The 15846-nt window shown below is 60.2% G+C and carries 11 protein-coding genes; 6 read left to right on the plus strand and 5 right to left on the minus strand.

Features of this window, described 5'->3' with window-relative positions; translation table 11 throughout:
• Positions 1-20 precede the first annotated feature (20 nt).
• The 4 genes from glgC to glgB form a co-directional block, all read right to left on the minus strand.
• Positions 21-1304: a glucose-1-phosphate adenylyltransferase gene (gene glgC, locus BR41_RS13080; protein ID WP_035057376.1), complete on the minus strand. Its 1284-nt coding sequence runs from the start codon at positions 1302-1304 to the stop codon at positions 21-23.
• 274 nt (positions 1305-1578) lie between these two features.
• Positions 1579-3216 carry an alpha-D-glucose phosphate-specific phosphoglucomutase gene (locus BR41_RS13085; protein ID WP_035057379.1) on the minus strand — a complete coding sequence of 546 codons (1638 nt, stop codon included), beginning with the start codon at positions 3214-3216 and terminating at the stop codon, positions 1579-1581.
• On the minus strand, positions 3213-5261 hold the full coding sequence (glgX, locus tag BR41_RS13090; protein ID WP_051710895.1) for a glycogen debranching protein GlgX: 2049 nt from the start codon (positions 5259-5261) through the stop codon (positions 3213-3215). Before glgX ends, BR41_RS13085 begins: the two co-directional genes overlap by 4 nt.
• A gap of 6 nt (positions 5262-5267) precedes the next feature.
• Complete coding sequence (glgB, locus tag BR41_RS13095) at positions 5268-7466, minus strand: 1,4-alpha-glucan branching protein GlgB (RefSeq protein ID WP_035057382.1); 2199 nt, start codon at positions 7464-7466, stop codon at positions 5268-5270.
• A gap of 283 nt (positions 7467-7749) precedes the next feature.
• Here glgB and BR41_RS13100 point away from each other — a divergent pair, with 283 nt between their 5' ends.
• On the plus strand, positions 7750-9375 hold the full coding sequence (locus BR41_RS13100; protein ID WP_035057386.1) for an alpha-glucosidase family protein: 1626 nt from the start codon (positions 7750-7752) through the stop codon (positions 9373-9375).
• An 11-nt stretch (positions 9376-9386) separates the two neighbouring features.
• A complete protein-coding gene (locus BR41_RS13105; RefSeq protein ID WP_084187146.1) occupies positions 9387-10145 on the plus strand; it encodes a substrate-binding periplasmic protein in 759 nt (252 codons plus the stop codon).
• 21 nt (positions 10146-10166) lie between these two features.
• Here BR41_RS13105 and BR41_RS13110 read toward each other — a convergent pair whose 3' ends face one another.
• Positions 10167-12248 carry a putative bifunctional diguanylate cyclase/phosphodiesterase gene (locus BR41_RS13110; protein ID WP_211251742.1) on the minus strand — a complete coding sequence of 694 codons (2082 nt, stop codon included), beginning with the start codon at positions 12246-12248 and terminating at the stop codon, positions 10167-10169.
• A gap of 200 nt (positions 12249-12448) precedes the next feature.
• Between BR41_RS13110 and cysE the strand changes: the two genes are divergently transcribed.
• From cysE to iscU, 4 genes are all read left to right on the plus strand, one after another.
• Positions 12449-13198 (plus strand): serine O-acetyltransferase, encoded by a 750-nt coding sequence (gene cysE, locus BR41_RS13115; RefSeq protein WP_035057389.1) that lies wholly within the window; start codon positions 12449-12451, stop codon positions 13196-13198.
• 329 nt (positions 13199-13527) lie between these two features.
• Positions 13528-14016, plus strand: a complete 489-nt coding sequence (iscR, locus tag BR41_RS13120; RefSeq protein ID WP_035057391.1) for a Fe-S cluster assembly transcriptional regulator IscR — start codon at positions 13528-13530, stop codon at positions 14014-14016.
• A gap of 32 nt (positions 14017-14048) precedes the next feature.
• Positions 14049-15257 (plus strand): IscS subfamily cysteine desulfurase, encoded by a 1209-nt coding sequence (locus tag BR41_RS13125; RefSeq protein WP_035057394.1) that lies wholly within the window; start codon positions 14049-14051, stop codon positions 15255-15257.
• Between the two features lie 149 nt (positions 15258-15406).
• A complete protein-coding gene (gene iscU / locus BR41_RS13130) occupies positions 15407-15787 on the plus strand; it encodes a Fe-S cluster assembly scaffold IscU (RefSeq protein WP_035057397.1) in 381 nt (126 codons plus the stop codon).
• Positions 15788-15846: the final 59 nt, after the last annotated feature.

The following is a 15846-nucleotide window of genomic DNA, read 5'->3' on the forward strand; positions in this document are numbered from 1 at the left end:
CACAGTGAATGGCCAGGCGATCAGCACATGGTCTGCTGGCCCAGCATGCTCTTGGTAATCAACACCACGCCGCTTTCGCTGCGGTAGAAGCGGCGAGCATCGTCTTCGGCGTTCTCTCCCACCACCGTGCCTTCCGGGATTTCGCAACCACGATCGATCACGCAGCGACGCAAGCGGCTGGAATGGCCGATCACTACGTCAGGCAGGATTACCGCAGAATCAATGGTGCAGAACGAATGCACGCGCACTTTGGAAAACAGCACGGAGTTGAGCACCAGCGAGCCGGATACGATGCAGCCGCCAGACACCAACGAGTTGAGCGTCATGCCATGGCTGCCGTTGCGGTCTTGCACGAACTTGGCGGGGGCCAGCTGTTCTTGATAGGTGCGAATCGGCCAATCCTGATCGTACATATCGAGTTCGGGCGTGACCGATGCCAGCTCGAGATTGGCCTCCCAGTAGGCATCCACGGTGCCGACGTCGCGCCAGTAGTCCTTTGCATTCGCATCGGTTTTCACGCAAGAGAGCGAGAACGGATGCGCGTAGGCATGCCCTTCCTCCACGATCTTGGGAATGATGTTCTTGCCGAAATCGTGTTCGGATGATTCATCGGCCAGGTCTTCATCGAGCAGGCGGTACAGATAATTGGCGTTGAACACGTAGACGCCCATCGAGGCCAGCGAGCTATCCGGCTTGCCCGGCATGGCCGGCGGATCGGCCGGTTTTTCGACGAAGGCTGCGATCTGGCGGGCTTCAGTGACATCCATCACGCCAAAGGCAGTGGCTTCGTGGCGTGGTACTTCGATGCAGGCCACCGTGCATTCGGCGCCCAGAAGCACGTGATCCACCAGCATGCGGGCGTAGTCCATCTTGTAGATGTGATCGCCAGCCAGCACGACGACATACTCCGGCCGATAGCTGCGCAGGATGTCGAGGTTTTGATACACCGCATCGGCCGTGCCGCGATACCAGTGTTCTTCATCCAGACGCTGCTGCGCCGGCAACAGGTCGACGAACTCGTTCATCTCGTTGCGCAGGAACGACCAGCCACGCTGGATATGACGCAACAGGGAGTGCGACTTGTATTGCGTCACGACTCCGATGCGGCGAATGCCGGAGTTCAGGCAATTGGACAGCGCGAAATCGATGATGCGGAACTTGCCGCCGAAATACACCGCCGGTTTGGCACGGTGATCGGTCAGCGCCTTGAGCCGCGAACCACGACCGCCGGCCAAGACCAGGGCGACCGCTTTGTTCGGTAATTGGCGAGCCAGCGAGGCTTTATCAATCAGTTGGACTTCCATCGTATAGCTCCCTTTCATCGTCGACTGAGAAGCCATCCCATTAGGCGGCTGCGCCTGCGCATCTCGCTTCCGTCCGGTGCTCGAAATCCTCATGTACCCACAAGTACATTCCGGTTCCTGCGGCTCCGGGCGGAAGCGACCTGCTTTGGCTCGCTCGCCTACTGGAATGGCATTCCAAATGCTCGCCGGTGCGTCGCCGGCGGAGCGGTGTATCGGCGGCCTGTACCGCCGGAGTAGCTGTCTGTTCCGACCTCGATCTCTAATCCTGACCTGATCAGGTCACCACGGTCGGGGTTTCGCGGCCGGTGTGTTGCTTGATCCCGGCCAGTTCGTGCGACAAAGCGATCAGGTCTGCCAGCGCAAGTTGCGTATCCAGCGCATGCCGCGCCGGGTCGGCCTCGAACCGTTCCAGATAGACCCGCAAGGTGGCGCCTTCGGTCCCGGTGCCGGACAAGCGGTAAACCACGCGGCTACCATCTGCGAACACCACTCGCACGCCTTGCTTGCCGGAATGGCTGCCATCGACCGGATCGTCATAGGCAAAGTCGTCGGCCAGTTGCACGGTTTTCCCGGCTAGCGTCGTGCCGATCAGCGTTTTTATCTTTTCGCGCAATGCCGCCATCAGGCCGTTGGCGGCATCGGTGTCGATGCCTTCGTAATCGTGGCGGGAGTAGTAATTGCGGCCGAATTGCGCCCAATGGGCTTCGACCAATTGCGTGACCGATTTATTGGTTGCGGCCAGCAGGTTGAGCCAGAACAGCACAGCCCAAACGCCATCTTTTTCGCGCACGTGATCGGAGCCGGTGCCATAGCTTTCTTCACCACAAAGCGTTGCGAGCCCGGCATCCAGCAGGTTGCCGAAAAATTTCCAGCCAGTCGGTGTTTCAAAGCACGGAATGCCCAATGCCTTGGCAACGCGATCAACCGCGCAAGAGGTCGGCATCGAACGGGCGACACCCGCCACGCCCCTGGCGTAACCAGGAACGAGCGTTGCATTCGCGGCGATGATCGCCAGGCTGTCGGACGGGGTCACGACCAGATTACGGCCGACGATCATGTTGCGGTCTGCATCACCGTCACTCGCAGCGCCGAAATCCGGTGCATCGGCGGCGTTCATGCAATCGATCAGCTCGGTGGCGTGCGCCGGGTTCGGATCAGGATGGTGGCCGCCGAAGTCTTCCAGCGGCACGCCGTTGACGACGGTGCCGGCTGGCGCGCCGAGCAAGCCTTCGAGAATATGCGTTGCATATGGACCGGAGACGGCGGATAGCCCGTCAAAACGCATCCGATGACCAGCGGCGAACCAGCGACGGATCGCGGCGAAATCAAACAGCTCCTGCATCAGCTCGGCATAGTCAGCCACCGAATCGATCACCTCGACCGTCATGCCAGCCAGCTCACCGCTGCCGACCGTATCGATATCGTGATCTGCTGCATCGGCGATCTGGTATTCGGTAATCGACAGCGTGCACGCGTAAATCGCGTCGGTGATTTTCTCTGGCGCCGGGCCACCGTTGTCGATGTTGTACTTGATGCCGAAGTCACCGTCCGGCCCGCCCGGATTATGCGAGGCGGAGAGAATGATGCCGCCGAAGGTCTGGTATTTGCGAATCACGCAACTGGCGGCGGGTGTCGAAAGAATGCCACCCTGCCCGACGATGACCTTGGCCGCGCCACTGGCAGCGGCCATCTTCAGGATGACCTGCACCGCTTGCCGATTGTGATAGCGGCCATCGCCGCCGAGCACCAGCGCTTTGCCGGCTACGCCGCCCAAGGCGTCGAAAATGCTCTGGACGAAATTTTCCAGGTAGTGCGGCTGCTGGAAAACGGTCACTTTCTTGCGCAAGCCGGAGGTGCCAGGCTTCTGGCCGTCGAATGGTTTGGTCTTGATGGTATTCACATAGGTGGTCATACGATCTGATCGCTCGGTGGAATGGAGTGATGAAGCAATACGGCCACGCTACGCGCCGAGGCACGATATTCGCCGCCGTAAATACAGGTTTGCGGGTCGCCGGTACTCGAAATCTCGATGCACCAGGTGCCATTGGGCAGACGGAACGGCACCTGGTTGGCTGAACCGTTGATTACCAACAGCCAGTCGCCAGAGAGCAGCACCATCAGCGCACGGCCGGCGCTGTCTTCCCAGTCGTGCGGCTTGAGCGCCTCGCCGGAGGCATTCAGCCATTGTACGTCCGGGTGATCCTCGCCATCGTCCGGCACGCCATCCCACCATTGGGGCTGGGTCAGTGCGGGAATCCGTTTGCGGACTGCAATCAGCTGCGAGAGGAACTCGACCAGATCGCCATCCGCGTTGGCCCAATCGAGGTGCGTGATGTCGTTGTCGTGACAGTAGGCATTGTTGTTGCCTTGCTGGGTGTGACTCAGCTCATCGCCGGCCAATAGCATCGGTGTGCCTTGTGACAACAGCAGCGTCGCGAGCAACGCTTTTTTCGAACGCCGACGCACGATGCGAACGGACTCATCCTCGGTTGGCCCTTCGACCCCGCAATTCCAGCTGAGGTTGTCGCTGTGTCCATCGCGGTTTTGCTCGCCATTGGCTTCGTTGTGCTTCTGGTTGTAGGAAACCAGATCGCGCAGATTGAAGCCATCGTGCGCAGTAATGAAATTGATCGTGGAGGCCGGTTTTCGGCGCTTGGTGTGGAACTGGCTGCTGGACGCGGCAAAGCGCTGCACGAACTGGCCACGGGTTATCCCGTCGTGCAGCCAGAATTGGCGCATGGTGTCGCGGTACTGGTCATTCCATTCGGCGAATTGCTCGGGGAAATGCCCGAGTTGATAGCCGTCCGGGCCGATGTCCCACGGCTCGGCAATCAGTTTGGTGTTGGCGAGCAAAGGCTCTTGCGCGATGGCGGCAAACAGCGGCGCGAACTTGGTAAAGCCGGGGGTTCGGCCGAGCACCGGCCCGAGGTCGAAACGGAAACCGTCGACGTGGCATTGGCTCACCCAGTAACGCAGGCTATCCATCACCAATTGCACCATGCGCGGGTGCGAGAGATTGAGCGTGTTGCCGCAGCCACTCCAGTTTTCGTAGCCGCCCTTGTCGTTCAACCAGTAGTAGCTGGCGTTGTCGACACCGCGGAAGCTAAAGGTCGGGCCACCGCCGTCTTGTTCCGGGCTGTGGTTGAACACCACATCCAGAAAGACTTCGACGCCTGCCGCGTGCAGCGCCTTGACCGCATCACGGAACTCGGACAACGGCGTGGTGCCGGCGCGACCAGACCAATAACCGGGTTCCGGCGCGAAGTAGCTAACGGTGTTGTAACCCCAGTAGTTGCAGAGCCCCAGGCGCTGCAAGCGCGGCTCATCCGCGTGCTGATGAATCGGCAGCAGTTCGATGGCAGTCACGCCCAGCTTTTGCAAATGCGCGATCAGTACCGGATGAGCGAGCGCCGCATAAGTGCCGCGAATTTCCTCCGGGATATCCGGATGGCGTTTCGTCAGGCCTTTGACGTGCGCCTCGTAAATCAGCGTTTTCGTCCACGGGGTAGCCGGCGGTGCGTCGGTCCCCCAGTCATAGGGCTCCGAGATCACTTGGGCTTTCAGTGCCAGTTCGGCGCTATCGAGCGGGTCCGGCTTGCCCGGGCTTTCAAAGTCATCCCCATTGAAATCAGGGTGATCGATAAGTGAGCCGACGACGGCATGCGCATAGGGGTCGAGCAATACCTTGTTCGGATTGAAACGGTGGCCTTCTTGCGGCGCATACGGGCCATACACACGGTAGCCGTACACGAGCCCCGGCAGGCCATCGGGCAGATAGCCATGCCAGACACCGTTGGTGCACTCGGGCAAATCGGCCTGGGCTCGCAACATTTTGCCGGTAGCGTCGAAAATGCATAGCTCGACTCGTTCGGCGTTATCCGAGAACAAGGCAAAGTTCACGCCGCCGCCATCCCAGATAGCGCCAAGCGGATAAGGTGTTCCTGCTTCCAACTTCATTCAAACTTACCCATTTACACGTTTGAGGTAGATCGTCGCCAACGGCGGCACCGTCAGCATCAGTGATTGCGAAAAGCCGTGGCTGGCATGCGGCTCGGAGACTAACTCGCCATTGCCCACGTTGCTGCCGCCATAGAAGGTCGAATCGGTATTGAGTATTTCCTGCCAGCGCCCGGCCAGCGGTACGCCTACGCGGTAGCCGTGACGCAGCATGGGGGTGAAGTTACTGATCACGACGACGGCCCCTTCCTCGTCTGCTTCGCCATAGCGGACAAAGCTGAAGATGGAGTTTTCCGCATCGTCATGCGCAATCCACTGGAAGCCACGCGGGTCGAAGTCAATCTGGTGCAATGCCGGGTTGGCTTTGTAAACGGTGTTGAGATCGCGCACCAACGATTGCACGCCAGCGTGCCAACCACCGCCCACTGCCGGATCGAGCAGGTGCCAATCCAGGCTGGATTCATGATTCCACTCGCGGCCCTGTGCGAATTCGCAGCCCATGAACAAGAGTTTCTTGCCGGGGTGCGCCCACATGAATGCGTAATAGGCTCGCAGATTGGCGAACTGCTGCCAGGTATCGCCCGGCATGCGCGCCAGCAAGGAACCCTTGCCGTGCACCACTTCGTCGTGCGATAGCGGCAACACGAAGTTTTCGTTGAAGGCATACACCATGCCGAAGGTCATCTGATGGTGATGGTGCTTGCGATACACCGGCTCTTTTTGCATGTATTCGAGCGTGTCGTGCATCCAGCCCATGTTCCACTTGTAGTGGAAGCCGAGGCCGCCCATCGCGGGCGGACGGCTCACGGCGGGGAACGCGGTCGACTCTTCCGCCAGCGTGATCGCCTCCGGCCGCTCGACACCGACGGTTTCGTTCATGCGGCGCAGGAATTCGATCGCTTCCAGATTCTCGCGGCCGCCGAATTCGTTGGGAATCCATTCGCCTTCCTTGCGGCTGTAATCGCGATACAACATCGATGCGACAGCATCGACACGCAGACCATCAATGCCGAAGCGCTCGATCCAGTACAGGGCATTGCCGGTGAGGTAGTTACACACCTCGTTGCGGCCATAGTTGTAGATCAGCGTGTTCCAGTCCTGATGAAAACCTTCGCGCGGATCGGCGTGCTCATACAGGTGGCTGCCGTCGAAATGCGCAAGGCCGTGCGGGTCGTTCGGGAAATGGCCCGGCACCCAGTCGAGCAAGATGCCGATGCCATTGGCGTGGGCGGTTTCGACGAAATAACGGAAATCTTCCGGGCTGCCGAAACGGGAGGTCGGCGCGTAGATACCCAGTGGCTGGTAACCCCAAGAGCCATCGAACGGATGCTCGTTGATCGGTAGCAGTTCGATATGGGTAAAGCCAAGATCCTTCACGTAGCCGATCAGCTGATCCGCCAGCTCGCGATAGGTGAGCCAGCGATTGCCCTCTTCCGGCACACGCCGCCAGGAGCCAAGATGCACCTCGTAAATCGACATCGGCGCGTTAAAGGTATTTGCGGCCTTGCGGACCTCGCTGGACGGCACAACGGCCGGCAGCGGCGCGGTTTTGGAGGCAGTGCCCGGCCTCAGTTCGGCGGCGAAGCCGTAGGGGTCGGCCTTGAGTTCGATCTGGCCTTGCGCGCCCAGCAGCTCGAATTTGTACAGACTGCCAGCAGCCAGATCGGGGATGAAGATTTCCCACACGCCGCATTCGCGCCGCAGCCGCATCGGGTTGCGGCGGCCATCCCAGAAATTGAAATCGCCGACCACCGACACCCGCCGTGCGTTGGGTGCCCAGACGGCAAACGCGATGCCCTTGACGCCCTCGTGCTCGGCAACGTGAGCGCCCAAGCGTTCGAACGGCCGCTGGTGCGTGCCTTCCGACAACAACCACACATCCATCTCGCCCAACACCGGGCCGAAGCGGTAGGCATCATCGAATTCAATGGTCTCGTCGCCCCAACGGGCTGCGAGGCGATACGGAAACGGGTTCTTGCGACGGGGAATCTTGCCGGAGAAAAAGCCACGCTCATCGACGCGGTCCAGCGTGGCCAAGGTGCGCGCGGTTTTGCTGTCCAGCACGCTGACGTTGACGGCCTCCGGCAACAGCGCGTGCATCCAGAGCACGCCATCGTGCTCGTGTTGGCCAAGGATGGAAAAGGGATCGGCATGGGTGCCGGCGAAGAGCGCATCAATCGTGGATTGGTCTGGAAGGACGGACATGCCTCACCTATTGTTGTCGTTGTAACGAACTGTGATTTCTTGACTGGCGCTGAAGGCAAGCGGAGATTGATTTATAGCTCATGCTTACCGCACCAAACATCGCATCCCGGCGCTAAAGTCATTGAACCGCAATAAATGCGCCAACCAACATCAGTAGATGTATTGATATTGCCGCGACTGGCCATGCCGCGCTACATCGAACTTCCTATTGAAACGCAATCAGCGATGAGAACAACATCGGCGCATTCTGATAATTATTTGCAATGAAGACAGAGAACTAACAATGACAGACCAACAATGGTGGCGCGGCGCGGTGATCTATCAGATCTACCCCCGCAGCTTCATGGATAGTAACGGTGATGGCGTGGGCGACTTGCCCGGCATCATCGAAAAATTGCCTTATCTGGCCAGCCTGAACGTCGATGCGCTGTGGATTTCACCCTTCTTCAAATCACCGATGGCCGACTTCGGCTACGACGTTTCCGACTATCGCGATGTCGACCCGTTGTTCGGCCAGCTCCGGGATTTTGATGCCTTGCTCAAGGCCGCGCACCAGCAAAACCTCAAGATCATCATCGACCAGGTGCTGTCGCATACCTCCGAGCAGCACGCATGGTTCATCGAAAGCCGTAGTTCGCGCGACAACCCCAAGGCCGATTGGTACGTGTGGGCCGATCCCAACCCGGATGGCACACCGCCGACCAACTGGCTATCGGTCTTCGGCGGTTCGTCCTGGCAGTGGGATAGCCGACGGCGGCAATACTATCTGCACAATTTTCTCACCAGCCAGCCCGACCTCAACTTCCACTGCAAAGCGGTACAACAAGCCATTCTCGGCGAGGTGGAATTCTGGCTGCAACGCGGTGTGGACGGCTTTCGCTTCGACGCCTGCAACTTTCACTTTCACGACCAGAAACTGCGCGACAACAAGCCGGCCAAGGTGATCGACGAGGTCACGGTCAGCAATGCCAACCCGTATGGCATGCAACGCCACAAGTTCGACAAAAGCCGGCCGCAGAACCTGAAATTCCTGCAAAAGCTCAGAACATTGCTGAACCAATATGGCGCAGCCAGCGTCGGCGAAGTCGGTGATGACGACTCGGTAGCACGCATGGCCGAGTACACCAGCGGCGGCGACAAACTGCATCAGGCATACAGCTTCAACCTGTTGACCAACGCATTTTCAGCCTCGCATATCCGCAGTCAGGTCGAGCAAATGGAAACCGCGTTCGCCCATACCGATCTCCCTGGCTGGGCGTGCTGGTCGATCGGCAATCACGATGTCGCTCGCGTCGCCACCCGCTGGGGCAAGGACAAAGGCGGGCCGGCGTTTTCCAAGCAGATGCTGGCGCTGGTGACCAGCCTGCGTGGCTCGAGCTGCCTGTATCAAGGTGACGAGCTGGGCCTGCCCGAAGCCGACATCGCCTTCGAAGACCTGCAAGACCCGTACGGCAAGACGTTCTGGCCGGAATTCAAAGGTCGCGACGGCTGCCGCACGCCGATGCCGTGGACTAAAGCCGGTGATTACGCCGGGTTCTCGGCCACCAAACCGTGGCTGCCCATACCTGCCGGGCATCAGGCGCACGCGGTATCAACGCAGGAGAAACCACACGAATCAGTGCTGAACGCCACCCGCAGATTCCTGGCGTGGCGGCGCGGCCAGCCCACATTGATTCACGGCGACATCCACTTTTTGCATGCCGCCGAACCGCTGCTCATTTTCACGCGCAAGCTTGGCGATGAGTCCTTGCTGGTTGCATTCAACCTCAGTGCAAAACCGCAAACCTGGCCGCTCACGAAAGCGCTGCAATCACTGCAAGTGCTCGATGGCCACGGTTTGAAGGGCGGCAAAGTTGCAAATGGCAGCTTGCAACTGGCCGCTTGGGGCACCTACTTCGGTAGGTTCTAAGGGCAAAAACAATGCGACCCCGCGCACCAGGATGGTTGGCCATTACGCTGTGCGGCGTCGTATTGCACGCGGCGATCGCAGCCCCGCGCCTGACGATGGTCTCCAGTGACTTCCCGCCCTACCACTCCGCCACCTTGCCGGGCGAGGGCTTTGTCACCGTGCTGGTCAAGGCGGCCTTTCGCAAGATGGGATATGACATCGATGTGAAGTTCTTGCCGTGGGCGCGGCTGATCGCCGAACTGAAAGCGGGTCGCTACGATGGCGGCTTTACGTTCTGGCGCTCGACCGAACGCGAGGCTTGGCTGGCCTTTTCCGATCCGGTCTACGGCTCGCAGATTGGTTTTTTCAGCCAAGCCCAAGCCCCGCGCAATGTGGCGGACCTCGCCCAACTGAAAAGCCTGACCATCGGTACGGTGCGCGGCTATGCCAATCCGGCGCGTTTCGATGCGGCCCAGCTCCATCAGGAAGAAGTGACGGATGACCTCACCAATCTGCGCAAACTGGCGGCGGGCCGGCTCGACCTGGTGTTGATCGATCATGACGTGGCGCAGTACCTGATTCGCCACGATCTGCCGGAGGCGATGCACCAGATCACGTGGCTGGAACCGGCGGTGGATGTCACGTCGCTCTACGTTGTCTTCAGCAAGCAACGACCGAATTACGCCCGCAATCGGGACGTCTTCAACCAAGGTTTGGCGGCGCTGAAACGCAGCGGCGAATTCGAGCGCATCCTGCAAAGCTACCGGGCCGGCGCAATGCCTGAGCGCTAGGCTCAGCAACCTCAATAGCGCCTAGGGATTGACGACAGGCACCCGCATCAACGCTGGAATCGCCGCCGCCGGCACCGGGTGGGAAAACAGAAAACCTTGCAGGCAGTTGCACCCTTGGGCGGACAGCAAGCCTTGTTGTGCCGGCGTTTCCACGCCCTCGGCCACCACAGACAAACCCAGTGCATGCGCGAGCTGGATCACCGCCGCCACCACCGCGCGAGCATCCGGGTCGGACTCGATGTCCTGCACAAACGTCCGGTCGATCTTGAGTTCGTGTGGCGTAAAGCGGCGCAAGTACGCCAGGCTGGAATAACCGGTGCCGAAATCATCGATGGCGATGTTCACGCCCAATTCCTTGAACCGCGACAGGATATGCAACGAGTGTTCAGCATCATCCATCGCCACGGATTCGGTCAGCTCCAACGTCAACATCTGTGGCGGCAACGCGTAGCGACGCAGGATCTGCTCCACGGTCGTCACAAATGCCTCCTGCTGGAATTGCACCGCCGAGACATTGACCGCCACCGGGATCGTCAAGCCCGCCGCCAGCCATTCGGCCGCTTGGCGGCACGCTTCGTCGAGCACCCAGGCGCCCAGCTCAACAATCAGGCCGAAGCGCTCCGCCTCGGCGATAAAGACGCCTGGCAACAACATGCCCTGGACCGGGTGCTGCCAACGCAACAAGGCTTCCACGCTGGTCAGGCGTGCCAAACCCGCGTCGAACTTGGGCTGGTAATGCAGCACGAATTCCTTGCGGGATACAGCGCGGCGCAGGTCGCGCTGCAGATCAAGCAATCGATCCGAACCCGCATCCATCTCGCTGTTGTAATAACGGTAGGTGCCCTTGCCGGCACGCTTGGCGTAATACATTGCCGCGTCGGCGTTCGGCATCAGCCGCGCACCCTCGCTGTCATCCGGGTAGACGGCGATGCCGACCGAAGCGGACAACAGCAACTCGTGCACGCCAAAGTGAATCGGCTGCTTGATGGTGTTGATCAGCCGCTCGGCCAGCAAGGCAGCGCGGTTGCGGTCATCGACCAGCTCCATCAGCACCACGAATTCGTCGCCACCGATGCGCGCCACGGTATCGGTGCGGCGCGCCAGTGCCAGCAAACGCCCGGCGATGATGCGCAACACCTCATCGCCAGCCTGATGGCCGAGCGAATCGTTGACCGGCTTGAACCCGTCCAGATCGACAAACAACAGACATACCTGCCGGCCCAGGCGATCCGCCTGCGGCAGCGCGTGGGACAAGCGCTCCTCAAACAGCAAACGGTTGGCGAGTTTGGTCAATGGGTCTTCGAATGCGATGCGGGTCAGGGCCTGATTCGCCTCTTGCAGCGATGCCGCCAGCCGGGCCGTTTTCGACTGCATCCGCGCATCCTGCGCCGAGGTCAGCAAGGTCACCGCCAACAGACCCAGTGCGGACAAGCCCACCGTCATTCCCAAGCTGGCGCCGCCCAGACCATTGCTGGCACGGCAAACGCTGCCCAGCGGAAAATGCGCCGCCGCCATGCCGCTGTAATGCATGCCGGCAATCGCGATCCCCATGACCACTGCCGCGGCAAGCTGCCAGCCCAGCACGCGCTCGCCGGCATGCCGGCGCATCCAGGAAAAGATCAGCAATGCCGCCAGGGACGCGCCAACCGCAATGCCAACCGAGGCGGCGAACCACCCCCATCCCCACACGATGCCGGGCGCCATCTGCATCGCGAACATGCCGGTGTAGTGCATCAGGCAGATGCCCGCCCCCATCGACAATGCACCCACGGCTAGGTGCCGCCCTGCCAGCTTGGGCCTGCTGGCCAGGTACAGCGCGATGCCGGAAACCGCCACCGCCGCCAGCCACGACCAGAACGTGGTGAGCGGGTCATAACCGAGCGGGATCGGCAATGAGAACGCCATCATCCCCACGAAATGCATCGACCAGATGCCGGTGCCCATCGCGACCGAGCCGCCGCCCCACCACCAACGCGCAGCGCCGGGGGTGGACAACGTGACGCGCCGAGCCAGATCCAACGCCACATAGGACGCAAACACGGCAACCAACACGGACAACACCACCAGCGGTAGCGAGAATCTCATCGGCAGAAACAGATTCACGAGTGTGCCCCGCTGCCGATCTCACACCCAATCTCAGGCTCGCTGGCAGAAATAAGCGCTTCTTTCATCGTGGATAGTCGTCGATTACAAAGTCAGGCAATTCATAGGCTGCAGTATAAGCGCGACGGAAAGGAGAGTCTGACGAACGGCATGAAAGTCGAGTAAAATAGTCGACTTCTTTTGATCTGGATTCCTGCGCCATGTTCGAGGCTCTGCGTGAAACCATCCGCGTTATCAAGGAACGCGACCCGGCCGCCCGCTCCCACTGGGAAGTGGTGCTGTGTTATCCGGGCTTTCACGCCATTGCTTTTCACCACGTTGCGCATGGCCTGTGGATTCGTGACTGTAAGTTGCTGGCACGGCTGGTTTCTCATTTCTGCCGTTTTTTGACCGGCATCGAAATCCACCCGGGCGCAACCATCGGCCGCCGGGTCTTCATTGACCACGGCATGGGCGTAGTCATCGGCGAAACCGCCGTGATTGGCGACGATTGCACGTTGTACCAAGGCGTCACGCTCGGCGGCACCTCGCTCAATGGCGGCAAACGCCACCCGACACTGGAAAACGGCGTGATCATCGGTGCCGGCGCCAAGGTGCTGGGCGGTTTCACCATCGGCGCGGGGGCCAAGGTGGGCTCGAACGCGGTACTGGTCAAAGCGGTGCCGCCCGGCGCAACGGCTGTCGGCATCCCGGCCCGCATCATCGAAGAAAGCGAAGCCGTGCGCGAAGCCAAAGCCGAATCACTCGGCTTCTCGGCCTACGGTATTTCCGCCGATATGAACGACCCGATGGTAAAGGCGCTGCACGGCTTGCTGGATCACTCGGTCACGACCGATCGCAAGGTAGAAGCCATCCTCAAGAAGCTGGAACAACTGGGCGTCGATTGCGCCGAAGAACGCGCGGCCAAGGATCAGTTTGATCCGCAGTATCTGAACAAGATTGTCGATTAGCCTTGGGGCCGTAACAAAACCCTGCTGGCTGCGTTGTGCTCGCTTGCCGTACCACTTGTACTGTCTGCGCTTCGCACGCCCTGCCAGCACCGCTTCGCTGGGTTTTGTTACGCCCCCAACACAACACGTAACCCGCCGGACAATGGCGCGATAGATCCAGCATGCGGCGAATTACACAGCAAGCCGCTAACCCGCCCTACGCGCAGAAAACCCGACCGAACCAGTCAAGCTTTTAGTTGACTAAAACACTAGGGTATTTTACCATCCGCACGTAACTGAACCGGCTCCAGCAGCCGGCTTGAGCGACCGAACAGGACACCCCCAATCGAATGCGCCTCACCACCAAAGGCCGTTTTGCCGTTACCGCGATGCTTGACTTGGCGTTACGCCAGGAAGGCGGCCCGGTCACGCTGGCCGGCATCAGCGAGCGCCAGCGGATTTCGCTTTCCTACCTTGAGCAGCTGTTCGGCAAATTGCGCCGGCGCGAGCTGGTGGAAAGCGTACGCGGCCCCGGCGGCGGCTATTGCCTTGCCAAGGCAACCGGGGACATCACCGTCGCGGCAATCATCTGTGCCGTGGACGAACCGCTCGATGCCACCCAATGCGGCGGCAAGGAAAACTGTCACGACGAAGGCCGCTGCATGACCCACGACCTGTGGGCCAGCCTGAATCGCACCATTTACGATTACCTCAAATCGGTCACGCTGGCGCAGCTGGTCGAGCAACAGCTCGAAAAGCAACGCCGCAAGGCCGAGGGCGGCAATGTGCTGCTCGACGCACGCAATACCAAGCACCCGGAAATCACGGCCCAGCCGTAAGGCGATCGAAGGCCACCCCGCAAGGAACCAGCATGAGCAAGCCGATTTACCTCGATTACTCCGCCACCACCCCGGTCGATCCGCGAGTGGCGCAGAAAATGATTCCCTACCTGACCGAACTGTTTGGCAATCCGGCCTCGCGTAGCCACGCGTATGGCTGGGAAACCGAATCAGCCGTCGAGGAAGCGCGCGAGGAAGTCGCCAAGCTGGTCAATTGCGACCCGAAGGAAATCATCTGGACTTCCGGCGCCACCGAATCAGACAACCTCGCCATCAAGGGCGCGGCCAACTTCTATAAGACCAAGGGTAAACACCTGATCACCGTGAAGACCGAGCACAAGGCCGTGCTCGATCCGATGCGTGAACTGGAACGCCAGGGCTTTGAAGTCACCTATCTGGATGTGCAGGAAAACGGTCTGATCGATCTGGAAGCCTTCAAAGCCGCCATCCGCCCGGACACTATCCTCGTGTCGGTCATGTTCGTGAACAACGAAATCGGCGTGATCCAAGACATCCCGACCATCGGCGAAATCTGCCGCGAAAAAGGCATCATCTTCCACGTGGATGCTGCCCAAGCCACCGGCAAAGTCGTCATCGATCTGGAAAAGCTCAAGGTCGACCTGATGAGCTTCTCCGCCCACAAGACCTACGGCCCGAAAGGCATCGGCGCGCTGTACGTGCGTCGCAAGCCGCGTGTGCGTCTCGAAGCGCAAATGCATGGCGGCGGTCACGAGCGTGGCTTCCGTTCCGGCACGCTGCCGACGCACCAGATCGTCGGCATGGGTGAAGCCTTCCGTATCGCCCGCGAAGAAATGGGCGCCGAGAACGAACGCATCCGCATGCTGCGCGACCGCCTGTACCAAGGTGTTTCCGATATCGAAGAAACGCACTTGAACGGCGACCTGAACCAGCGCGTGCCGCACCTGCTGAACGTGAGCTTCAACTTCGTCGAAGGCGAGAGCCTGATCATGGCGTTGAAAGAGCTGGCCGTCTCCAGCGGCTCCGCCTGCACCTCGGCCTCGCTCGAACCGTCCTACGTGCTGCGCGCACTGGGCCGCTCGGACGAACTGGCACACAGCTCGATCCGCTTCTCCATCGGCCGCTTCACCACCGTGGAAGAAATCGACTTCGCCGTGAAACTGATTCACCAGAAGATCGGCAAGCTGCGCGAACTCTCGCCGCTGTGGGATATGTACAAGGAAGGCATCGATCTATCGACCATCGAATGGGCGGCGCATTGAGCGCGTGAGGTGAGAAGCGTGAGGAGTGAGGTGTAACCCCCCCCGCGCGCAACACCGCTGGAATATTAGAAATCGGGATGAGCAACAGGTGGGTTTGAGGTTTTACCCCTCGCCCCTGACACCTCACCCCTCACCGGAGCAAAGCGAAAATGGCATACAGCGAAAAGGTCCTCGACCACTACGAAAACCCGCGCAACGTCGGCGCGTTCGAGAAAGGCGACGATACGGTTGGTACCGGCATGGTCGGCGCACCGGCCTGTGGCGACGTGATGAAGCTGCAGATCAAGGTCGGCGCGGACGGCGTGATTCAGGACGCCAAGTTCAAGACCTACGGCTGCGGTTCCGCCATTGCCTCGTCCTCGCTCGTTACCGAATGGGTGAAGGGCAAGACGCTGGACGAAGCGCTAACGATCAAGAACACCGCCATCGCGGAAGAACTGGCGCTGCCGCCGGTGAAAATCCACTGCTCCATCCTCGCCGAAGATGCCATCAAGGCAGCGGTCGAGGATTACAAGAAGAAGCACGGCTGATTGCTGGTGAGGGGTCAGGCGTGAGGGGTTAGGGGTAAAACCCACACCTCACACCTCAC

Source organism: Andreprevotia chitinilytica DSM 18519 (assembly GCF_000711875.1).
Classification (GTDB): domain Bacteria; phylum Pseudomonadota; class Gammaproteobacteria; order Burkholderiales; family Chitinibacteraceae; genus Andreprevotia; species Andreprevotia chitinilytica.